Source organism: Microcoleus sp. AT8-A3, from assembly GCF_036705675.1.
In the GTDB taxonomy this organism is placed as follows: Bacteria; Cyanobacteriota; Cyanobacteriia; order Cyanobacteriales; family Microcoleaceae; genus Microcoleus.
This window is the reverse complement of record NZ_JAUBVD010000002.1, coordinates 89,173-112,146: the sequence shown is the minus strand read 5'-3', so window position 1 is coordinate 112,146 and position 22,974 is coordinate 89,173. Positions and strand designations below refer to the sequence as shown.

At 45.8% G+C, this 22,974-nt stretch carries 21 protein-coding genes; 11 read left to right on the top strand and 10 right to left on the bottom strand.

What is annotated here, in order from left to right; all coding sequences use genetic code 11:
• Positions 1-312: 312 nt before the first annotated feature.
• The 5 genes from QUB51_RS02000 to QUB51_RS01980 form a co-directional block, all read right to left on the bottom strand.
• Entirely contained in the window at positions 313-585 is a 273-nt protein-coding gene (locus QUB51_RS02000; RefSeq protein WP_333055307.1) for a phycobilisome linker polypeptide, read from the bottom strand.
• 172 nt (positions 586-757) lie between these two features.
• Positions 758-1,627 carry a phycobilisome linker polypeptide gene (locus tag QUB51_RS01995; protein WP_333209621.1) on the bottom strand — a complete coding sequence of 290 codons (870 nt, stop codon included), beginning with the start codon at positions 1,625-1,627 and terminating at the stop codon, positions 758-760.
• A gap of 193 nt (positions 1,628-1,820) precedes the next feature.
• Positions 1,821-2,636, bottom strand: coding sequence for a phycobilisome linker polypeptide (locus QUB51_RS01990; protein ID WP_333209623.1), 816 nt, complete (start codon positions 2,634-2,636; stop codon positions 1,821-1,823).
• A 148-nt stretch (positions 2,637-2,784) separates the two neighbouring features.
• Positions 2,785-3,273, bottom strand: a complete 489-nt coding sequence (gene cpcA / locus QUB51_RS01985; protein WP_006631256.1) for a phycocyanin subunit alpha — start codon at positions 3,271-3,273, stop codon at positions 2,785-2,787.
• Between the two features lie 102 nt (positions 3,274-3,375).
• The gene (locus QUB51_RS01980) at positions 3,376-3,894 is read right to left on the bottom strand and encodes a phycocyanin subunit beta (protein WP_332948147.1); all 519 of its coding nucleotides are present in this window, start codon (positions 3,892-3,894) and stop codon (positions 3,376-3,378) included.
• A 1,280-nt stretch (positions 3,895-5,174) separates the two neighbouring features.
• Between QUB51_RS01980 and QUB51_RS01975 the strand changes: the two genes are divergently transcribed.
• From QUB51_RS01975 to QUB51_RS01950, 6 genes are all read left to right on the top strand, one after another.
• A complete protein-coding gene (locus QUB51_RS01975; protein WP_333055312.1) occupies positions 5,175-7,997 on the top strand; it encodes a cation-transporting P-type ATPase in 2,823 nt (940 codons plus the stop codon).
• Between the two features lie 439 nt (positions 7,998-8,436).
• Positions 8,437-9,669 (top strand): AAA family ATPase, encoded by a 1,233-nt coding sequence (locus QUB51_RS01970; protein ID WP_333055313.1) that lies wholly within the window; start codon positions 8,437-8,439, stop codon positions 9,667-9,669.
• Positions 9,670-10,254: 585 nt separating this feature from the next.
• Positions 10,255-10,653 carry a photosystem II protein Psb27 gene (gene psb27 / locus QUB51_RS01965; RefSeq protein ID WP_333055314.1) on the top strand — a complete coding sequence of 133 codons (399 nt, stop codon included), beginning with the start codon at positions 10,255-10,257 and terminating at the stop codon, positions 10,651-10,653.
• 359 nt (positions 10,654-11,012) lie between these two features.
• The gene (locus tag QUB51_RS01960; protein WP_333055315.1) at positions 11,013-12,656 is read left to right on the top strand and encodes a family 10 glycosylhydrolase; all 1,644 of its coding nucleotides are present in this window, start codon (positions 11,013-11,015) and stop codon (positions 12,654-12,656) included.
• A 425-nt stretch (positions 12,657-13,081) separates the two neighbouring features.
• On the top strand, positions 13,082-13,705 hold the full coding sequence (locus tag QUB51_RS01955; RefSeq protein ID WP_333259981.1) for a restriction endonuclease subunit R: 624 nt from the start codon (positions 13,082-13,084) through the stop codon (positions 13,703-13,705).
• Positions 13,706-13,778: 73 nt separating this feature from the next.
• A complete protein-coding gene (locus QUB51_RS01950; RefSeq protein WP_333259978.1) occupies positions 13,779-15,056 on the top strand; it encodes a bifunctional sterol desaturase/short chain dehydrogenase in 1,278 nt (425 codons plus the stop codon).
• 158 nt (positions 15,057-15,214) lie between these two features.
• On the opposite strand, the gene QUB51_RS01945 is transcribed toward QUB51_RS01950, so the two are convergent.
• The gene (locus tag QUB51_RS01945; RefSeq protein ID WP_333209630.1) at positions 15,215-15,814 is read right to left on the bottom strand and encodes a glyoxalase-like domain protein; all 600 of its coding nucleotides are present in this window, start codon (positions 15,812-15,814) and stop codon (positions 15,215-15,217) included.
• Positions 15,815-15,933: 119 nt separating this feature from the next.
• Between QUB51_RS01945 and QUB51_RS01940 the strand changes: the two genes are divergently transcribed.
• Positions 15,934-16,338 (top strand): gamma-glutamylcyclotransferase, encoded by a 405-nt coding sequence (locus QUB51_RS01940; protein ID WP_333209632.1) that lies wholly within the window; start codon positions 15,934-15,936, stop codon positions 16,336-16,338.
• Positions 16,339-16,358: 20 nt separating this feature from the next.
• Here the strand turns inward: QUB51_RS01940 and QUB51_RS01935 are convergent, their stop codons facing one another.
• Together QUB51_RS01935 and QUB51_RS01930 are read right to left on the bottom strand one after the other, a co-directional pair.
• Complete coding sequence (locus tag QUB51_RS01935; protein WP_333055369.1) at positions 16,359-17,027, bottom strand: response regulator transcription factor; 669 nt, start codon at positions 17,025-17,027, stop codon at positions 16,359-16,361.
• 290 nt (positions 17,028-17,317) lie between these two features.
• Entirely contained in the window at positions 17,318-17,920 is a 603-nt protein-coding gene (locus tag QUB51_RS01930; RefSeq protein ID WP_333209634.1) for an ATP-binding protein, read from the bottom strand.
• Between the two features lie 202 nt (positions 17,921-18,122).
• Here QUB51_RS01930 and QUB51_RS01925 point away from each other — a divergent pair, with 202 nt between their 5' ends.
• From QUB51_RS01925 to QUB51_RS30330, 4 genes are all read left to right on the top strand, one after another.
• Entirely contained in the window at positions 18,123-20,561 is a 2,439-nt protein-coding gene (locus QUB51_RS01925) for an NACHT domain-containing NTPase (protein ID WP_333259975.1), read from the top strand.
• Between the two features lie 88 nt (positions 20,562-20,649).
• Positions 20,650-20,931, top strand: coding sequence for a type II toxin-antitoxin system ParD family antitoxin (locus QUB51_RS01920; RefSeq protein WP_333055324.1), 282 nt, complete (start codon positions 20,650-20,652; stop codon positions 20,929-20,931).
• Positions 20,928-21,242: a type II toxin-antitoxin system RelE/ParE family toxin gene (locus QUB51_RS01915; RefSeq protein ID WP_333055325.1), complete on the top strand. Its 315-nt coding sequence runs from the start codon at positions 20,928-20,930 to the stop codon at positions 21,240-21,242. The genes QUB51_RS01920 and QUB51_RS01915 overlap by 4 nt, the downstream gene beginning before the upstream one ends.
• Entirely contained in the window at positions 21,227-21,340 is a 114-nt protein-coding gene (locus tag QUB51_RS30330; protein WP_445243033.1) for an NACHT C-terminal helical domain 2-containing protein, read from the top strand. Before QUB51_RS01915 ends, QUB51_RS30330 begins: the two co-directional genes overlap by 16 nt.
• A 216-nt stretch (positions 21,341-21,556) precedes the next feature.
• Here QUB51_RS30330 and QUB51_RS01910 read toward each other — a convergent pair whose 3' ends face one another.
• The gene (locus tag QUB51_RS01910) at positions 21,557-22,162 is read right to left on the bottom strand and encodes a zf-HC2 domain-containing protein (protein ID WP_333259972.1); all 606 of its coding nucleotides are present in this window, start codon (positions 22,160-22,162) and stop codon (positions 21,557-21,559) included.
• 139 nt (positions 22,163-22,301) lie between these two features.
• The gene (locus tag QUB51_RS01905) at positions 22,302-22,961 is read right to left on the bottom strand and encodes a sigma-70 family RNA polymerase sigma factor (protein WP_041622468.1); all 660 of its coding nucleotides are present in this window, start codon (positions 22,959-22,961) and stop codon (positions 22,302-22,304) included.
• Positions 22,962-22,974: the final 13 nt, after the last annotated feature.

The window sequence follows — 22,974 nt, the reverse complement described above, 5'->3', positions numbered from 1 at the left end:
GTTATTAGTTATTCGGCTCTTGAAATGGCTGCTATCCAGAAAAAACCTGCAAGGGTTAGGGAAACTGGCCGATTAAAATCGCTACTAAGGATCGCGAATTAAATAACTTACAATTTTAATTGTTATTGTGGGATGGGCGTCCCACAAACTTGTGGAAGTTATTTAATTCTCATTCCTAAACAGACAAAACCCGCCTGGGCGGGTTACATTAACTCTTAGTCCGCTTCGAGTGGACTAAAGTTTGTCTAGGAGCGATTTTCATCGCCCCTTCTAGCTTGTGTCGGAGCGATTTTCATCGCCCCTGCAACCAAACTATTGGTGATCGTGGGATGATTCATGGGATGATTCTGCACCCGCGTTTAAAGGATGAATGCTGACAATTTTCCCGCCCATGCGAGTAATCCGCTGCATTTCTTGATTCATCCGATTGTAAGGCACAGTGATAAATGTACTCGCGCTCGATCGAATCGAATAATCCACATTATCTGTTTCATCGCTTTGGCGCAAGCCGACAACTTCATACCGAAAGCAGCGACTAGCCGAAGCTGTATTGCCACTTTTTCCAGCTACAATTTGACCCAACATAAGCTTCTTGGTAATTGGTAATTGGTCAGTAGTCCTTAGTCCTTAGTCCTTAGTCCTTAGTCCTTAGTCTCTAGTTCAGAATTTACGCAGAACCTAATTATGTAGGTTTCCGTGCACCTCGCACCTTACGCAGAAACTAATTATCTAATGACTAATGACTGATGACTAACAACTAAATTGGAGTAATGCTGGCGATTTTCGCGCCCATGCGTTGAAATTTCTGCATTTGCGAGGACAACTCCTCAACAGGTACGATGAAAGCCTTGCTGCTGCGGCGCACGCTGGGATATCCGCCCGTGCGAATGCCCGAAACTTCCACGCGCACCAGCCGCCCTTCTTTGCCGTAAGCTGCCGCACCGCCGAAAGTGCTGGCGGGAGTTACGTTTCTGGCGGAAGGCCGATATGCCCAACCTTCGTTACCGCCAGAAGGCCCAACTACAGCCGTAGCGGTGTTAGTGCCGAGTTCGACAGCTAAGCGAGAGATATTGCCTTCTAGCTGAGATGTATCGCTGTTTGCATAGCCCCGATACAACCGGAACATCCGGGTAAAACCGACGGTTTTTTGACCGCGCTGGGTGTTAAAGCCGCGGTAGTAAGGGACGATACTTTCGCCAAAGTTTTCTTGATACTCTACTGAATCGATGTAAGAATCAATATCAGCGTCGTAGCCTTTTGTTTGGTACAAATCTAAGTGCTCAATTACTTCAGATTCGTCGTAGGTAGCGCGACCGAGCAAGTGTTTGTAGTTTAGTTCGATCGTCCGAGTTTGGAAGCTGTTGTAGAAAAACTTGGTTTTGTACAGTTCTGACTTAGCTACAGCGCGTACAAATTCTCGTACACTCAAACTGCCGTCTCGCAGCAAAGACTCGGAACTTGTAAGTCGCTCGGATTTCATTAAATAGTCGTTGCCGAGCACCTGACGGTAAACGGCACGAATCACCGTTTCAACGTCGTCTTTGGTGTAGTTCGGGCGCAATTCTACCTTCGGCGCATCGCTCAATGCGGATGTGCCCAGTCTGGACGCTGCTGTTGTAATCGCCACCAGATTTTCTCCTAAATTATTAATGACAAAAGTTTTATGCTTCGTTGCACTTGAAATTTTTAGGACTAAGGATAATATGCCTCAAAGTAGGGTGTGCACTGCACACCTTACCTATACATATAAAATTGAATAATTTTTTAGCCTTAGTCCTAATTTGCTAAAGACGTTTCACAAAAACGTCAATACACAAACTTTAAGCTGTGGTAATACTTACCACTTTGCCGCCACGTTTGTTGATTTGCTGCAAGCGGCTCGAAAGTTGCTCGTAAGGCACGAGATATTCGGTAGTAGTCCGCCGCACTTGGGGCAGAAAATTACCCGCACCTTGCATTGCGGTGACTCGGTAGAGTTGGTCGCGAGAACCGCCGGATGTGCCGCCAAGGGCTTTTCCGGTGGAGGCCGTGTATATCGGCGAAGCCATATTTCTCGCTACTTCCCAAGTCAGCCGGGCTTGGGTTTGGTTTTGCGATCGATCGCTGGAAGCAAAACCCCGGTACAGTTGAAACATCCGGTTAAAACCGACGGTTTTTTGACCTCTTTGAGTCGCGAAACCGCGATAGTAAGGCACTACACTTTCGCCAAAATTTTCTTCATACTCAACGGAGTCAATGTAAGAATTAATTTCAGCTTCGTAGCCTTCTGCATTGTACAAATCAACGTGGAAAGCAATTTCCGACTCGTCGTAAGGAGCGCGGCCCAACAAATGCTTATAATTAAGCTCAATTAACCGCGTTTGCGAGTTCGGATAAAAAAACTTTTTCCGATAGGTTTCGGAATGTGCAATTGACCGCACAAAATCTTTCACTGAAATCTGCCCTTGCAGCAGCAGAGATTCAGCACTGGTAAGTCGTTCGCTCGACATTAAATACTCGTTGCCTAAAACTTGGCTGTAAGCAGCGCGAATTACTGCTTTCGCATCCTCTTGCGTCCAGTGGGGGCGCAGTTCTACCCGTCCCGCTTCTTCAAATGCTTTTATTCCCAACCGTTCTGCAGCTGCTAGTCCCGCCATCTTCGCTTCTTCCTTTTTTGCTGTAAAAATTGAAAACTGCTTAAAAAAGTATTTGCAAAACTAGGCTTGGATCGCAGATGCCCGGAATTGTAAACAACCGCTAACACTTAAGCTAACAGCAGCTTACAATCCCGGGCATCACGCAAATCTAGCTCAGAGCGTTGATTGCGTAGTCGATGTAGGAATTCGCTTCAGTTGCAGCGTCGCCACTGAGACCGTGGTTGCCTTTGATGTACTTGAGAGCTTCAACGTACCAGCTAGGAGACAATTCAAATGTCCGGTTGATTTCGTCAACACCTGCAATCAGGTACTCGTCCATCGGACCTGTGCCACCTGCAACTAAGCAGTATGTTACCATCCGCAGGTAGTAGCCGATGTCGCGAGAACACTTGGCTTTACCTGTTGGGGTAGAAGCGTAGTTCGGGCCTTGCATTTGTTGCGTGTACGGGAATTTGTTGTACACAGCTTGAGCTGCACCGTCGATCAAACGCTGAGAGTTGGCGGTCAACGCTTTGGCTGCTTCCAAACCTGCTGCTGCTTGGCGGAAACGGCCGAAGGCGACTTGCAGTTCAGTGCTGCTCAGGAAACGGCCTTGAGAATCGGCTGCGGTTACTGCTTCAGTCAAAGGGGTTTTCATTGTTCTGGTTTCTCCCTAATGTTGTGTTGTTTTTGTACAAAAATGATTGTTTGCAAAAATGCGATGCTCGCTTCTTTACAAGAAAGGTTCGCTTGGCTATTTTTAGCCGACTGCACTAGCTGCGCGGTCGAAGTAGCTGCCGATTTCAGACATTAGCGAGCTACAATCACCACGGGTAACACCGTTGGGGTCGTTAGCGATCGCAATTGCTGCTTCCTTCATTTTTTGCACACCGGCTGCAACTGAGCCACCGGGAACTCCCAGAGCTTGGTATGTTTCACGCAGACCGTTCAAGCAGCGGTCGTCCAAAACGCTGGCGTCGCCTGCAAATGTTGCATAGGTGACGTAGCGCAAGATGATTTCCATATCGCGCAAGCAAGCTGCCATGCGGCGGTTGGTGTACGCATTGCCACCAGGAGCGATCAGTTGTGGCTGTTCGGCGAACAGGGTGCGAGCTGCATTGGCTACGATGCTGGATGCGTTGCCGGTGATGCGGTTTACTGCGTCAATCCGCTTGTTAGCGTCGGAAACCATGCTGCTGAGAGCATCGAGTTGACCCTGAGCTAGAAATTCGCCCCGAGCGTCAGATTGGGAAACCACTTTTGTAAATGCGTCAAACATGAAAGAACTCTCCTACTTGAGTTAATTGAGTTTGGTTGCGGTATAAAACCGTTAAGTTAAATTTGTTCAGGCTACGAGTGCCTGCAAGGGTTGAAATTTGATGCCAGCTAATCTGCTGGTCCGATCGAGTTTTCCCTTTCCGCTACCTGCACTATTGTTACATCGTAACGGACGTTTAAGAAACCTTAGAAATTTTAACATCTTTTATGAGATGCGACAAACCTTGTCAATCAGTGTTTTTGTTAACTTTGGCCTGTCGTTTCAACCCTCTGATAATCTTTATACAACGCCCGCCCATCTTTGTTTATTACAAATTATTACAGAAAGTTATCTCTCTAAGAAGGGAAATGTCTGGGTGGAGAAGTGCAGGCTAATCTCCTTCCTGCGATAGATGCGGGGTTGCACAACCCAACGCACAGTTTGCTTCCCTCGCCCCAGCAGTCGCGGTTGAACCGCCCCGAACCCTCTCGTGGGCCGATCGCCTTTGTTAGCTTTCTGTGGAAAAGCGGGATTGTTAAGAAGTGTTAAGTAAATTAAAGTTTTGGTAATAGAAGGCTGGGGGAACAGGGAAAAAACCAAAAATTCTGCCCAATGTCAGGAGGCCTGCAAAATTCGGTGTGGGAAAAATCCCCAAGATTGTGAAGCCCCTCGCCAGAGCCTCAGCTTTTGCCGGAAATATCACCATTTGAAGAGTAAACTCAGCCGTTGGGCATTGGGTAAAAGCCGAAGAAATTGCTAATTTTTAGTAGTAAGGTGGATAGGTGCTATCAGATACATTTAACCCGGTAAATCCAGGATTGCGCCTCGATATACTGTGTATGGCAGATCGGGCATCGCTTTTAGCGATCCCTAATAGGGAGGTATCTCTCAAAGCTTTCAACAAAATATTGAAAGCGCTATTCAATGCGTTACGTTTTTGGGGGCTGAGCCGTTACGCTTACTACGAAACTTTTTCGCTTAGTCCGATGCTTCGGCGCTGGTTTTAAACGGTAGCCTATCCTATTACATACTGCCAATGTCTACCGCTATCTTCTAAGAGTTTACAAGAATTCGTTTACTATACGAAAACAGCCGTAGGTCTACAAACGGCGCGATCGAGCCACCAGACGCATTGAAGTTAAAAGCTTTTTGCTTCCCCGGCATCGAAGCGCCCAAAACGAGTAGCAAGTTAAACAGTTTTTTATTCAGAACTCAAAACTCTCTCTCTGTAATCAGCCAGATGGATCGGCTGTAGCTGTCCGGCCGCAACCACCTTTATCCCCCATGCTCGATCGTAATTTATGTCTTCAAATTCTCCCTCTTCTTGGCACACCGTAGCAATTGACCAAACTCTCCAGCAGCTAAGCAGCAACAAAGACGCTGGCTTGAGCAGCAAACAGGTGTCAGAACGCTTGCAGCAATACGGCCCCAACGAACTCGAAGAAACAGGAGGCCGCAGTCCGTGGTCGATTTTTGTCGATCAGTTCACCAACATCATGTTGTTGATGCTGATGGGTGTGGCCGTGATTTCGGGTTTTTTGGACATCAGGTCGAATACTTTTCCCAAAGATGCGATCGCCATTTTTGCGATCGTCATACTCAACGGCATTCTCGGCTATTTCCAAGAGCAAAGTGCTGAAAAAGCCCTCGCAGCCCTCAAAAACCTCGCTTCCCCCCTAGTCAGAGTCCTGCGGGACGGCAAAACTTCGGAAATAGCCGCCAAGGAACTCGTACCCGGAGACGTAATGCTGTTGGAGGCTGGGGTAAAAATAGCAGCAGACGCACGCTTGATCGAAACATCAAATCTGCAAGTCAGAGAATCTGCTTTGACAGGAGAAGCCCTAGCAGTAACCAAGCAAGCCGATCTAGAACTTCCAGAAGATGCTTCCTTGGGCGATCGACTCAACCTGATTTTTCAGGGCACAGAAGTTGTTCAGGGACGAGCAAAGGCGATCGTCACCAACACCGGAATGAAAACTGAACTGGGCAAAATTGCCACCATGCTTCAGTCAGTAGAAACCGAACCGACTCCCCTGCAACAGCGGATGAGCCAGTTAGGAAATGTTCTAGTCTCCGGTGCCCTAACCTTAGTCGCAATTGTCGTCATCGGCGGCATGATTACCTTCCAAAACGGCGGCATCGGGTTCGATACCAGCAGGTTTGAAGAGTTGTTAGAAGTTTCTCTAAGCATGGCTGTGGCTGTGGTTCCCGAAGGACTCGCAGCAGTCGTGACAGTTACTCTGGCACTCGGAACTAGGCGGATGGTGAAGCGAAACGCCCTGATTCGCAAACTCCCTGCGGTAGAAACTTTGGGTTCGGTAACTACCATTTGTTCTGACAAAACAGGTACTCTGACTCAAAATAAAATGGTAGTTCAGCTAGTGTCTACGGGCGACTGCACTGTCGCCGTCGCAGGGGATGGCTATGCCCCGATCGGAGATTTTACCGATCGCCTGACAGCGGCCAAAATTAATAATTTAGAGGAATATCCAGAACTCGAATCTTTATTAATTGCCTGTGCAGTTTGCAACGACGCAGTATTGCAACAAGAAAAACAAGAATGGCAGATTTTAGGCGACCCCACAGAAGGAGCTCTGCTTTGTGTAGCGGGAAAAGCAGGCATTTATAAGGAAAAACAGTCTCAATTGCTGCCGCGGACGGCGGAATTTCCTTTTTCTTCCGAACGCAAGCGGATGAGCGTGATTTGCGAAGTGCCCGGCCGATCAGGACATTCGGGATTTCCCGCAGAAACAGGACAGCAGTCGAATTATTTGATGCTGACCAAAGGTTCTCCAGAGTTGACTTTGGAGCGCTGCAAAGGCATTATAGTCGGCGATCGAGTACAACCTTTAACCCAGGAAATGCGCGATCGCATCCTCGTCGAAAACAACAACATGGCAAGCGGCGGTTTGCGAGTCCTCGGGTTTGCGTACAAACTCTGGGAAAGCCTGCCGCCCGAAGGTTCTGAGGAAATTAGCGAACAAGACATGATTTGGCTGGGACTCGTCAGTATGCTGGACGCCCCGCGGCCGGAAGTGCGGGAAGCTGTGGTTAAGTGCCGCAATGCTGGCATTCGGGTGGTGATGATTACAGGAGACCACCAGTTGACTGCAAAAGCCATCGCCTACGATTTAGGTATTGCAACAGAGGGCGATCGAGTTCTCACCGGTCAAGAATTAGAAAAGCTCAGCCAAGAAGAACTCAAACAGCAAGTCGAACAGGTTAGCGTTTACGCCCGCGTCTCCCCAGAACACAAATTGCGGATTGTCCAAGCTTTGCAAAGTTGGGGCAAATTTGTCGCCATGACCGGCGACGGCGTTAACGACGCCCCCGCCTTGAAACAAGCCGATATCGGCATCGCCATGGGGATTACCGGCACCGATGTCAGCAAAGAAGCTAGCGATATGGTGCTCCTCGACGACAACTTCGCAACTATTGTCGCCGCCGCTGAAGAAGGGCGAGTGGTTTATAGCAATATTCGCCGCTTTATTAAATACATTTTGGGCAGCAACATCGGCGAAGTTTTGACAATTGCGGCCGCACCTTTAATGGGTTTGGGAGGAGTGCCGCTGACGCCGCTGCAAATTTTGTGGATGAACTTAGTAACAGACGGCGTTCCCGCTTTGGCTTTGGCGGTGGAACCGGGGGAACCGAACGTGATGAAAAGGCCTCCTTTCAGTCCGCGAGAAAGTATTTTTGCGCGGGGTTTGGGTTCTTACATGATTCGGATCGGGATTATTTTTGCAATTTTGACGATCGCAATGATGTCCTGGGCTTACGGATATACTCACTCTCCCGGACACGGCAATCCAGATGCTTGGAAAACAATGGTGTTTACAACTCTTTGTTTGGCACAAATGGGTCACGCGATCGCAATTCGGTCTAACACTCAGCTAACTATCGAGTTAAATCCCTTGACTAATATTTTTGTTTGGGGAGCTGTGATTGTTACTACTGCTTTGCAATTAATGCTGATTTATGTTCCGCCACTGAGAGCATTTTTCGGCACTCACTATTTGTCGCCTTTTGAATTGCTAGTTTGCTTCGGTTTCAGCGCTCTGATGTTTGTCTGGATTGAAATGGAAAAACTGTTTGTGCGCTTTTACAACAAATCTAGGAAATAGTGTTAACGGCTGACGGATAGTGAGCTAAGTTTGATTATTAGCTAGAGCGCTCGATTGGGTACTAAGCTGTTGGGCATTTAAAAGAGGATAGTAGGGTGCGGATCGTACATAAGTATTTCCCATATCCCGCCAGTGTTCGCGGATGACGCACCCTACCTCTATCGTTATTGGTTTAAATGTGTAACAGCTTATTTTCAAGAAGATCCGCCAGGGTTGAAACCCCTGGCTCACAGCGAAAGTCATTGCTACGAAAACTAAATAGATTGTGTCACAATTAAACATTTATTAGTTCGTTATAATGTCATTACGAATGCAACGTTCGGCGAAAATCGCCATCGTAAAGGCTCACGGCTACCAACCCTTAATGTTCGCCCTACGATGACTGTATTACAATTACCAATTACCGATTACCAATTATCGATTACCAATTACTAATATTATGTATTTGAAAACGCTGCACCTACGGCAGTTTCGGAACTACTTCGATCAAAAGGTAGCGTTTGACGCTCCCAAAACAATTTTAGTAGGAAATAACGCTCAAGGAAAATCTAACTTATTAGAAGCGGTAGAGTTGCTTTCTACACTAAAAAGCCACCGGGTAGGGCGCGATCGCGATTTAATACTCGACTCAAAGCCGATCGGGCAAATTGATGCTACACTCGAACGTCAAACCGGAGCGATCGACTTAGCTTTAACTCTTCGCTCAGGGGCGCGTCGGACACTGAAGCTCAACGGTGAACCGCTGCGCCGCCATTTAGACTTTTTGAGCGTCTTAAATGTAGTGCAATTTTCTTGTTTGGATTTGGACTTAGTGCGGGGCGGGCCCGAAGGAAGGCGTAATTGGATCGATCGCCTAGTCATCCAGTTAGAACCGATTTACGCTCACATTTTGCAGCAGTACAACCAAATTTTGCGCCAGCGAAACGCTCTGTTGAAACGTTCTAAAGAAATCAGGAAAGCGGAATTTTCCGACAGTTTTGACAAGATGCGATTTATTGCACCCGAAAGTCCCGAACCAGAAAATACAGAAGACTTACCAATTCCCAATTCCCAATTCCCCATTCCCAGTTCAGAATTAGCTTTGTGGGACGCGCAGTTGGCGACAGCGGGCGCTCGCGTTATCCGCAGGCGCGATCGAATTTTGGAGCGTTTGATGCCTTTAGCTCGAAATTGGCACCGTTCAATTAGCGGTTCAGCAGAAGTTTTAGATGTGAAATACGATGCTAATATTGAAGTAAGTTCAGAATTTATCGCTAAAGACAATCTCGAAGGAGTGCGGCAAGCATTTTTAGAGAAAATTCAAAAAAGGGCGATCGCAGAACAGTTTCAAGGAACCACTTTAGTCGGCCCCCACCGCGACGACATTACATTTACCATTAACAATACCCCAGCTCGTCAATACGCATCCCAAGGTCAGCAGCGAACTCTGGTATTAGCATTAAAATTAGCCGAACTGCAGCTTATTGAAGAAGTCGTCGGCGAAGCGCCTTTACTGTTGCTCGACGACGTACTTGCAGAACTCGATCTGAGTCGCCAAAATCAACTTTTAGAAACAATTCAAGAACGATTTCAAACTCTGATTACTACAACTCACCTAGGCGCTTTTGATGCTCAGTGGCTGCGACAAACCCAAATTCTCTCCGTCGTTGCCGGACAAATCAATCGATTTTAGATTTTAGATTTTAGATTTTAGATTGACAAATTTTCTGTTTCATGGTATGAGAACAAAAAAAAGTAGAAAGTGGCATTATTACCTCAATTCGAGATAGGATAAAGGTTAATTTTGATTACCGCTTTCGCTTCCATTTTTGTAAACCTTGTCAACGACCCAGGTCTAAAGACACTGGGCTTCTAGCCTAAGACTTAAACCACAGTTGACCAGACTAAGTACCTCGCGTACTACGTTAACGGTAAGAGTTTAAAGACCTACCAAGGGATGCGAAGCTAGTTCCTTGCTCTAGAAATTTAGGATTAAACAGACTTATTGGGTTAAATCAGTGTCCTAGATATAGTACCGGCCGTTAACTTTGTCGAAGCTAACATTACCCCGAAAGGGAGGCTCATAAAAGAGCGAACATTATGCGTACAGGGTTGCGAAGTTTGAGATGGTAATTGTCCCATCGAAAGTACACTACAAAAGTACACCGAATCTAGCAATCCCAAGGCGGTAATGGAAAGATTCACGCCGGTTTCAACCGCCGAGTCGTTTCCCTCTCAGCACTCTTCGTGACTGAGTTTCCCACTTACCGAATTTTTTATGAAGCATTACATTTCCCGTCTGTTAGCCCTGGTATTAGTTGTTGTCATCGGCGTAGCGGGCTGTACCAATGTTCCCGCCACTCTGAGTGGAGATTATGGCCAAGACACATTAGCATTAGTGAACAGCTTGAGAACAGCGCTCACTTTGCCAGAGGGCACGCCGGAAAAAGCAGCCGCTCAAGCCAAGGCTCGCACGAGTATCAACGATTTTTTTGCTGAATACCGCCGCGATCCCGCTCTTACCAAGCTGGCCTCTTTCACGACAATGCGGACGGCATTAAACTCTTTGGCCGGACATTACAGTTCCTATCCAAACCGTCCCGTTCCTGAAAAATTGAAAAAGCGTCTTGAGTCAGAATTTCAGCAAGTAGAAGCTGCTCTTAACAGAGGAGCTTAATCTCAAAATTTAGGATCAAGGATAAATTTCACTAATTCATCTTTCATCCTTGATATTTGAGTGTTAACAATTTTTAGTAGAAATATCAACTGCTTTTAGCGCCCACTGTATTCAGGCGCTTTTTTATGCAGCAGTTAGGGAAAAAATACTGCAAAACCGTTTAATCGCGGAGTCTTGTCTTACCCGATCGCCCTTATTGAATTTAAATAGCCGCCAGATAGAATTTGCACTGTGCGATCGACTTGTGCCATAACTAAGTCAACAGAAAAAAGTAGAAAATTTGTAGCTGCTTGTGGAGCGCGATCGCAAAAATGCGATAGCCACCCAATTTAAACCAGAAAACCCCATTCAATTCTCCCATGAAAATTGCACCAACTCGCATCGCGAATTTTCAACACCAGCGACGCTTTTTAAGTGCGGTAACTGCTGTTTTAACCAGTAGCATCATCAGCCAGCTTGTTTGGCCGTTTATCGGAAATCAACCAGCTTTTGCCCAAACATCAGCCTATTGCCAATTATCCCCAGAACAGGTCAATCAAAAAGAAGACTTGCGCCGCGCCGCGCTGTCGGGAAAACGGGAATCTCAGCAAGCATATTTTGCTGTTTTGAACAAACACGCGCGGGAAATAGCAGAATGCCGTAAAAAAACTTGGCCCGAAACCCAAGCAGTTTGGCTGCGTTTGTATCCCTGCGATGTCAGACCCGGAGAACTCGATCGAGTATTAGACAAAGTTGTGAATAAAGGCTACAACCAAGTCTATGTCGAAGTGTTTTACGATGGTCAAGTGCTTCTCCCAGTTGCAGACAATCCTACGGCTTGGCCTTCTGTTGTGAGAAATCGCGGTTACGAGAAATACGACTTGTTAGAAAGGGCGATCGCCAAAGGCAAACAACGAGGTTTAAAAGTATACGCCTGGTTATTTACCATGAACTTTGGCTATAGCTATGCTCAGCGTCCAGACAGACAGCAAACCCTCGCTATCAACGGTAAAAATCAGACAAGTTTAATAGTAAGCGAAGACGCAGCAATTAATCAGGATTTCGGAGAAGTTCCGGGCAATCAAGCCTTTATCGATCCGTACAACCCACAAGCACGGCAAGACTATACTTTGTTAGTAAATCAAATAGTCAAGCGCAAGCCCCAAGGAATGTTATTCGACTACATTCGCTATCTAAGGGGCATCGGGCCCGCTTCAGTTGCTACCAAAGTTCAAGACTTGTGGATTTACGGCCCAGCATCGCAGCAAGTTCTTTTGCAGCGGGCTAGCAATCAGCAAGGGCGAGATTTAATTCAGCGATATTTGACTAAGGGATTTATCAATCCTAATGACGTTCAAGCAGTAGTCAAACAGTATCCAACTGAGCGAGAACCTCTTTGGCAGGGTCGAATTCCGCAGGCGATGTCAGTAGCAACTCCACCTTCTAGAAGCCAGAATGCCGCATCAAGATCGGCCTCAACAAATCCCGCCCCTAACAAGCCAAACCCTGCAACTCCCACACCAAAACCGACACCGCGGCTTCCCGATACCGGCACTCTGCAAAAAGACCTGTGGAAACTGAGTGTTGCTCACGCCGTTCAAGGGATTTTAGATTTTTTTGGACTAGCTATTCAGCCAGCTCAAAGGATGGGAATTCCTGTAGGAGCAGTGTTTTTTCCTACTGCAAATCAAGCGATAAATCAAGGGGGATATGATTCGAGATTGCAGCCTTGGGACAGCTTTCCGGCTGCCGTAGAATTCCACGCCATGTCTTACGGAAATTGCGGGGATGTAAGCTGCATTGTCCCACAAGTGCAGCGGACTGTAAGTTTAGCGCCTCCGGGAGCAAAAATCATTCCTGCCATTGCTGGAGATTGGGGAAAACCTCTCAAAAATCGACCGTCTTTGGAGATTCAAATGGCGGCAATTCGCTCGGCGACTCCGCAAATTAATGCGGTAAGTCATTTTGCTTTTGGGTGGCAAGAACCGGAGGATGAAAGGGCGCGGCAAACTTGCCGATTGTAGATATATTCCTGGACGAAAAGGGTGTCATCATCTTGTTTTATGGTTGCGGAGCCTAAAAGCGTAGATTTTGGATCAATAAACCGGGTTTTTCTATCGGAATCGGCTGCGAACCACGATTGATTTGCCTAAAAAAACCCGGTTTTTGCCTCAGTATTGATTGAGTGCGATCGACCTTTTGCAAAAAAAATAATTTACCCAACTTTTAAGCTAGCTGAACAATCAGGCATAATGAGATTGTTCAAAAATTGCTGGAAATGCAAGCGGGACAAAAACAGCGAATTGCCGATCGCAAATCCCAATGAACAGACATCTGGGCCAAATTAACTTACTCAGAATTTCATCTGCGTTCATTTGCGTTCATCTGCGGTTAAAAATCCAAATTCTGCTAAACTTATTAATAACCATAAAAGCCTTGCTTAATCATAATGCAAAAAGTACAAGCAAGAGATATCAACCTCCGCTATCTAATCGATAACTTCGGTTTACAGCGAGTTCGCAACAGCGAATTTTTCCGAGAATGGCAAGAAAACTTACCCGAAGTAACCGACTCAGAAAAACAATTGCTCGATCGCGTCCAAGACATATACTTCAACTTGGTAGACAACCCGCCTGTATTGGAAAATGCAGTCAAGCTAACAATCATCAGCCCCATTTTGTTTATTGCCGGTCTGTATGAGTCTCCTTTTCAAGTCAAAGCCGAAAAGTCGATCGCAATTCAAGAGGAAGACGAAGGCAGAATCATCGAAGGCAGAATAGATATTTTAATTATGAAAGCAAACTTGTGGGTGACAGTAATAGAATCCAAACAACTTTCGTTTTCAACAGACGAAGCACTCGCACAACTCCTGACATATATGCTCGCCGAGCCCGATCCAGAAACTCCTACTTTTGGGATGATTTCCACAGGTGCTAACTTCTCTTTTGTCAAGTTAGTCAGAGGGGAAACTCCCCAGTATGCCTTATCTCCCGAATTTGTAATCCGCAATCCCGGCAATGAATTGTACCGCGTTTTGCTGATTTTAAAACGCCTGAGTCAACTGCCAGACTAGCAATAAAAGCCATTTTGAGTTATCTTTCAAAACAGACAATCTCTAATATCTCAAATTTCAAACTAATGTGAGCATGGTAAATTACTGGATAGTCGGCGCTGTGGCAATAGCTTCTGTCTGCTGGGCAGAAATAATACGAGACTTTTATCACGTCGTGTCCCATTATTGGGCACCGCTGCAAAAGCTGCACACTTGGCATCACCGCGTTTTCCGCCCGAATTTGACCCCCGTCAGCGAGACAATTTACAAGCAAGCACACTGGCGTCACGACGTGCCCGAAGGTGCGGCGATGATGGTTTTAGGCTTGTTGCTGTGGGTTGTAGCTTATTTTGGGCTGCCGGAATATCACTGGGGTGCAGCAGCCGGTTGTATTTATACTTTAGGCTTTTTGTTGAGCGCGATCGCCCGCGGGTGCGGCATCAAAGGTGCAGACGAATTAACCGACATCACCCACCAACCGGGAGACTTCCTGACTCCCCCTGGCAAGTGGTTAGTTAATAAACCTTATCACTGGCGGCATCACTTCGACAATCAAAATGCTTACTATTGCGGTACTTTCACCTTAATAGATAAACTTATGGGTACAGCACTTTCTCTCAAAGGCAAAACTGTAGCCGTCACCGGTGCATCGGGAACTTTAGGACGTTTGCTACTCAAACACCTGCACAAAGCTGGTGCAAAAGTGATCGCCCTCTCATCGGGAAATGAGGAAATTACTTTGGATGTAGACGGCGAAAATTTACCTGTAAAAACCGTAACTTGGCAAGCTGGCCAAGAGGCAGACTTAGCCCTATTGTTAGAAAAAATCGATATTCTCGTCATTAATCACGGGATTAACGTACAGCGAGAAAGAACAGGAGAGGCGATCGCAAACTCATACGAAATTAACACTTTTTCCGCGTGGCGGCTGATGGAACTCTTTTTCTTAACAGTCCGCACTAACGAAAACATCGCTTGCAAAGAAGTCTGGATCAACACTTCCGAAGCAGAAGTAATTCCCGCTGTCAGTCCCCTGTACGAACTCAGCAAGCGCGCCCTGGGAGATTTAGTCACCCTGCGCCGGCTAGACGCACCCTGCATCGTTCGCAAACTGATTTTAGGGCCGTTTAAAAGCAACTTAAACCCGATCGGCATCATGTCTCCCGACTGGGTAGCGCAGCAAGTTGTCAAACAAGCTAAAGCTGATGCCCGCAATATCATCGTGACAATTAATCCTTTGACTTTTATCGTTTTTCCAGTCAAAGAGTTTTTTGTTTCCCTCTACTTCCAAATTTTCAGCCGGAAAGCGATTTCAGAGATTAAAGCAGTGGCGACATCGGAAAAATCTAGCGTTGAATCTAAGATTAATTGACAAAAAAGAAACCCGGTTTTTTAGATAAACCGGGTTTCTAACTTGGTTCTAACTTGGGATGTAATACCAAATTCGGCTTTAATACCCCTTTTATTCTTTAGTCGCTCTCTGCCGTGACCAAAGTTTGTGTAGGATAGCTTTTAACCGCTGAGTCTTATTTAATTACTAACCTCAGCCATTTCAATCACGCGGCCATCGTAATCCTTGACCAAAAAATTCAGCGGCTTTTCCCGGCGAATTTTATAACTAATGCCGCGAGTTTGTACCCTCATCAATAGCTGATCCAAACAATCGCGATCGAAACAAACGTGACGCGGACGATTTTTTTCCCCTGCACCGGCCCCGCTAATAATGTGCAGTTGGGTATTTTTCATCAACTGATACCACAAACCATCGGGACTCCCCATCGTTTGAGAGCTCGCTGCCCTCCCGACATTCGGCGACAAATACAGCGGATCAATACCTGTTGTGCCCAAAGTTTGCTCGTAATTGTAGTAGTAGTGCAGTGGCACTTCTGCTACGGGCAGGTTTAGCATACCTTCATAGAACTCCCTCGCTTGTCCGAGATCCGATACCATCACCGTGTGTACCTTCGGAGCACTGGTGAGAAACATCCACATCGCCCCCGCATAGGCGGCCAGCAGCATCACCATAATCCCTTGAGTCGAAAACAAGCTGTCAAGGGGCAGGAACGGCAAAAAAGAGCTCAAGTACAAAGGCCGAAGTCCAAAAGCAATAAAACTAACTGCTAGAGTCATGAATTATAAGAAAGGTAAACAACGAAATTTATCAAGATTGCAGTCGCGATCGCCCGCGAGACTTAAACTATTAGCTTAGCCATCTATGTTAGCAAAAACTAGCGGTTAGGCCCTACCCGATGAAAGTCTTTGTCTATGGCACTCTCAAACCCGGGGAGTGCAACTACCTCCGCTACTGCGAAGGAAAAGTTGTGGATGCTTGCCCCGCGATCGCCCGCGGTCAACTTTTTGCGCTGCCGATCGGCTATCCTGCGATGATGGCCGGAGATGGCACAGTCTGCGGTTTTCTCCTCTGTTTCGCAAATTCGGCTATTTTGGACGATTTAGACCGATTGGAAGACTATCATCCGCTGCGGGAACCGACACAAAACGAATATCAACGGCAGGAAATTGAAATCTTCGATCGACACCTCAAACCTTTAGGCACGGCTTGGGCTTACTTCATGTTACCCGATCGCGTCCGTTCCCTAGGAGGCATCTGGCTGCCCCACGGCAGGTGGGAAAATCGGTTTTTCACCAAATAAAGTGGTTAATGCCGATGAGCTTAGGAAATAGCCCTTGCAGTGCGATTCGGCGGCTCGAACCTGTAACCGTAACCCCGAATTGTTTTAATAAACTGCGACGCATTAGCATCAACTTGAATCATTTTCTTGCGAATCTGACCGATATGTACGCTAACAACGTTCTCTTCTCCTGTGTCGTTGCAGTTCCACCCCCAGATTTTTTCGATTAGCTGTTGGCGACTCCAAGATTGATTGGAATGACTAGCCAAAAAATACAAAATATTAAATTCCAAGGCTGTTAACTTGATAGTGCGATCGTTGAGTGTTGCTTCCCGACGCGCTGAATCGATCGCGAACTGATCGAATACAATACGTGATGAAGTGACAGGCCTCATCCGTCTCAACACAACTTCTATACGAATTGCCAACTCCGCCAAACCAAAGGGTTTGCAGATATAGTCATCAGCACCTGCAGACAGGACTTTAATTTTATCACCTTCGTCTGTGCGGCTGCTTAGCATAATCACAAAAACATTAGTACGGCGCTGCATTTCCTGGCAGAGGTGATAGCCTGTAGTATCCGGCAAATTCCAATCAAGAACGACTAGCAGTGGCTTTAATTTCTCAAACAATGTTAAAGCCGTCTCGCCATCTGCTGCCGAATCTACTTGATATTTCTGATTTAAAAAGCGATGAACTAGAGTGCGGATGGATGAGTCACTCGATTTTAGATTTTAGATTTTAGATTTTAGAATTGAAGCATTGAAGCATTGACTTGCGCGAGATAAATACGTTCGGCAAGTTTCATCGAATACAGGTTTTTTATTTCTGGACTGATGAATCCGGGGGCTTGTATCCTGGATGCTTTCGGTCATCATCCACAACGAGAATCTTGGGAGTAGTATCAGTAGTCATCACCAAAAAGTTTCTTTCTTTTGTCAATTTCAACCGGGCAATTAAAGAACAGCTTTAGTGAAGCGAAAATCCCAGGTCGTTCCAACTAATACAGACTTTTTTCTGGCAATTCTTCTTTCAACTTCGCTTGGAAGTCAAAAGGCTCTCCCCAATCCCAAATTTTTACTTCTAGGTGTTCGTTAAATACCCTTATTTCAATCTCTATCCGAGTTTCTAATGGCAGATTTTTGTGAGCGTGGCGAACAGCATTCGTAAACCCTTCAATCACAGCAAGTTTACACTGATGCAAAACGACTAGGGGAATGATTGGTAGAGGATCTAAAAAAACTGTATCAACCCACGATAAAACTTGAGCAACAGCCTTGATATCAGTATTTATGTGAAGGCTAATTTTTTTAACTTGCTGGTTAGAACTTGGCTGTGATTGCGGAAGTCGTTGCTTTTGAAACCAAAAATTAAAGCTGGTTAAAACATCTATCGCCCGCTTAAAAAAACCATCTTGAATACTGTCTTGGGATGGTACTATACCAGGCTGCTGATAATATTTTACAATGAACAGACAGTTTCTGCCGTCAGAAGTGCGGGTATAACTTAGCTCATCGGCAATTTTGCCAATAATTTTTATACCTATCCCACCTGACGGAATTTCATCTATGTTATCTATCATGGTGCTATCCTTTGTCATCATTTAATGTGTACTTTTTTACCTAAAAAAGAGAGTGGCATTCGGAACGATTAAGTTTGCATGATTTATGCCTGACTTTTCGCGTAGGCCGTGCAGTTGTTGTCCTGATCATTTTCTCTTTTTTGCTCAGGTCTTGACAAACTCAGTTTGCGATCGCTAAACTGAGGGAAAACTGATATTGACAATTAGATAAGTAAATTATATAATGACAACCCTCAAAGCCTCTGAAGAGGGATTAGTAAAAATTAAGCAAGCTAGAAGAGAAAGGGGCTCGACCATAGAAGACCCCAGATGGCTAGTAGAAGCTAGTAAAACATTAGAACCCGATCGAACTTGGACAGAGGCCGGGCCTTATGCTGATGGCCTCTCCCTGCCAACTTGGAGGCGTTTTTTAGGAGGAAGAGAACCCATTAAGGCTAATGCTTTCAAGGCTTTCTGCACGGTTTTGCAGTTGAATTGGGAAGAAATTGTCGATCGTCCTCCTTTAGCCCCCTCTTACCAAGGGAGGGTTGGGGGGGTTAAAGATTTTTGCCAACAGCATATTGATTCGGTAGTGCAAGAGATACGGCAAAAATGCCACAGCAAAATTCAACAGCTTTACAGCAAAATGCAACTGTTGGATATTGCACAGCCCGTTGATGTCAGCAACCTCTACGTTGAAGTCAACATTTTGGAGGAAATTACCAGTTGGCAGCCGGGAGAAATTAGCGATTTACTGAGAGACTTCAACCCAGATGCGGATAACTTTAACCGCTTGGGATTAGGTAAAGTATGCCAGAAACGAGTACCAGGATTGGATGCCGTGAAATCTCACTCTAAATTGATGGTACTCGGCAAACCTGGTTCCGGTAAAACTACCTTTTTGAAACACATTGCCATTCAGTGCGATCGCGCAAAATTTGAAGCCAACAAAATACCGATTTTTATCCCCCTAAAAACCTTTGCTGCAATCGCTAATCTTGACTTATTAGAATATATCAGCGACGAATTTGCCAGTTGCGGAGTTGAGGCGCGATCGCAAACTGAATCTGTACTTAGTCAAGGCAGATGTTTGATTTTATTGGACGGCTTAGATGAAGTGCCAGAATCAGATAGCGATGCAGTCGTCAGACAGATTCGTCAGTTTGTCCAAAAGTATTACAACAATCAGTTTATTATTACCTGTCGAATTGCAGCTTCTAAGTACAGATTTCACGACGCAGGATTTACCAATGTTGAGGTAGCCGATTTTAATTGCGAGCAAATCGCTGCCTTTGCGAGCAATTGGTTTGTGGCTTTTTCCCAGAATATGGAGGCAGGGAAAGCTTTAGCATCTCAATTTGTAGAGAAGCTGAAACTGCAAAAAAATCAGCAAATTAGAGAACTGGCAGTAACGCCAATTTTGCTTAATCTGACTTGTTTAGTATTCCAAGCCAAAGCCGATTTTCCATCCAACCGAGCCAAGTTGTATGAGGAAGGAATGGAAATTATGCTCAGAAAATGGGATGAAACTAGAGGCATTCTACGGGATGAAGTTTATCGCGATTTGAATTTGTGCCGCAAGAAACATTTACTTGCTTTTGTAGCAGCTATTACTTTTGAGCGGGGCGATTATTTTTTTGAAAAAAACACAGTTCAGCAATTGATTGCCGACTATCTAGCTAATTTGTCCGATGCCACAACTGACCGCGTTCAGTTAGAAATAGATAGTGAGGTTGTCCTGAAGGCGATCGAGGCACAACATGGATTATTAGTGGAGAGGGCAAGAAGGATTTATTCGTTTTCTCATCTAACATTTCAAGAGTATTTCACTGCTAGAGAAATTGTTACCAATTCCGATCCACAAGCTTTGGAAAAACTGGTCAGCCACCTGACCGAGAAGCGTTGGCGAGAAGTTTTGTTTTTAGCAGTTGGAATGTTGCAAAAAGTTGATGACTTGTTGCTGTCAATGAAACAGCAAGTTGATGGGCTGGTCGCTGAGGAGGAGCAGTTGCAGCAGTTCCTAACATGGATCAACAAAAAATCCCTTTCTGTTGATTTTCCCTACAAACCTGCGGCAGTTAGAGCATTTTACTTGACCCTTGAATATCCCCTCCTTGACTGCGGCTTTGCCCTTTCTCTTGACCCTTATCTGAAAAAAGTTGTGGGACAAGCTTTGGAACAGGTTCTTAACCTTGCACTTGAAGGTGCTCTTGACCTTGCCCTGAATACCGTCCTTAAGGATGCACTTGAGCCTACCCTTGGTTACATCAGCCTTACCCTTGAACGTACCCTTGTCCCTAACCTTGACCTTGTTCTTGACTCCGACCTTGTACCTGCCCTTAAGCCTGAACAAAGGCAAGGGATACAAGAACTTCTGGAACAACTGCCCGATCCAAAAAGTGACAAAGAGATATTTGCAAAATGGTGGCAAGATAACGGTCAGTCTTGGGATAAGCGATTAAGACAAATGATGATTTTGTATCGCGATGTGCGCCGCGTTTGGCAATTTAGCGAACAGCAGAAGTCATTGCTGAGGAAGTATTACGATGCTAATAAATTGCTGGTATATTGCCTCAATAGCGCTTCTAATGTATCTCCTGCTGTGCGGCAGGAAATTGAGGAGACATTGCTATTACCGATCGCCAATATTCAAAAAACCAGTGACAAGTGCGATCGAGTTTAATTGATCGCCATCGCCTTCCCCTTCGCCTTTACACGGAGAGAGCCACTGGAAATGATATAATGGCTAAAAGTTATTAGAAGTAAAGCGTATGAACATTACTCTAAAACCTGACCATAATAAATTCATTGAAGCCCAAGTCAAAAGTGGCAAGTATTCTTCGGTGGATGAGGTAATTGCTGCGGCCTTGGAACTACTCGCAGACAGAAGCGATCGGCAACAGAGCGATCGTTATCAAGAATGGGTCGATGAAACTCGTCCAAAAGTAGCGGCCGGACTAGCTCAGCTTGAACGCGGCGAAGGAATTGATGGGGAGATAGTTATAGCTAGATTGCGGGAAAAATTTCGCAAAATGCGGGAAAATCAACAATGAGCCGCTACATTATTTCCCCTGAAGCCAGTCGCGATCTCAATGAAATTACCGATTACTTTGCAACGAGAAATGTAGAAGCTGGTGAACAATTTATTGAAGACTTTGATAAAAAGTGTCGTAATTTAGTTAAGTTCCCCAATATAGGGCGCAATTACGAAGAACTAGCTCCTTCTGTGCGGGGAATTCCTATCAGGGGTTACATAATTCTTTATCGGGCACTGGACAACTTAATTGAAATTGTTCGGATCGTGAGGGGAGAACGGGATTTACCTTCTCTATTTTCTGATGAGGATGAGTGCAATTGCTGGTAGATTGCCTCAATAGCGGTTGTAGTGTATCTCCTACTGTGCGGCAGGAAATTGAGGATGCATTGCTGTTGCCGATCGCAAATATCAAAAAAAATCGGTGACAAGTACGCGCGTGCGAAACTATCCCGTAGGGAATCGCCCGCTCTAATTCCACTCGCTACCTACTCCCATATTAAGATGCGATCGCCCCACAATTCGTCATTCAAAGCCAGGAAAGCGTCAAAGGATATATCCACCTTGAAAAACTGGGAAAAACGGCAAAAAGCCCCCTTTTTTAGGGAGCTTAGTAACTTCCGTTATTGCTCAAAACAGAAATCCTACTGCGGCTTTGGCAATGACTTTTGAGGGGTTGCTACACCAACTTTGGGAATATCCACGATCGGTGCATTCACCCCAAGCATCAAATCGTTGGGATTAACCATCTCCACCAGAGGCTCGTTTAAAGCCATAATCAAACCGTCAGATTCAGCAGGAACAGGCGATCGAGCAAACTGAGGAGCAAACAATTGGCGGCCGCCACCGACACCAGACACCACCGCAACCAACAAAGCTGCGATCGCACCTCCACCCAAAATCCAAGTCCGTTTCGGCTTGCGTTCCACCCGTTGCAAAACCTTCGTCGCCAACTCCTCGGCAGATTGTTGTGCAGCAGGCACCGGCATTGCCTGAAAACTCTGCTGCATCATCAGCAGTCGCGAGTACAAACGCTTCGTAGTGGGGTCATTTGTCAGCCACTCCTCAACTTGCCGGCGTTCTGTCGCCGTCACTTCACCGTCGAGGTAGGCACTTAGCAATTCAAAGCGATCGCGCATCATAGTAGTTACATTGCCCTGGGCATAATTGTTGTTAACTTGATTTTGGGCGAGTGAATCCCCGACGCCTTGCTGATTTTGATTTTTATCGGATTCAAAGTTACCCTTCATATTTCACACTTGCTCTAATTGGGGAATCACGCACTCGCTATTAGAATGATTTACTGCTTATTTATATTTTAAAATAGAAGTTTTGATGTCACAGCAAACTTCATCAAATCTTCTTAACCCGCCTCTGAAATTACTCTTGCTAATTACCATCAAGATATTTTTGCAATTCCAACTGCAATCTTTGGCGAGCTCTAGCAATTCTCGACTTGACAGTTCCCAGAGAAACTCCGGTCATTTCGGCTATTTCCTCATAGGCTAAACCTTCTATTTCTCTCAAAACAATTGTTGTGCGGAATACTTCCGGCAAATCTGCGATCGCCACCCGCAACTGGTCGTAAAATTCTCTCGTCGTCAAATCTTCATCAGGCCCCGGACTGTCTGCCGGAATTTCCCAATCAACCTCGCCATCTTCCAGAGTACGAGGTACGTCCAGCGACAGAGGAGTTCGCACCCGCTTGCGCTTCCGCAACTCATCGTAAAACAAATTAGTGGCGATGCGGCTCAGCCAGCCCCGAAATTTAACAGGCTCTTGCAAGCGGTTAATATTGCGGTAGACCCGAATCCACACTTCCTGAGCCAAGTCTGCTCGGTCTTGCCAGTCAGGGGCCAAGTGATAGAGAACCCTGTCTACGTGGGACTGATACCGCTTCAACAGTTCTGAAAAGGCCGTGGTCTCAGGTCGATTTCCTTCCTGACACCGCAACACCAAGTCATAATTAGAGAGTTTTTCGGCTGGCAATTGCACTCTTTGAACGGTCGCCACAACCGCAGACCAGGACACGGAAATAAAGTCGCTCATCGGTGGAATTGGC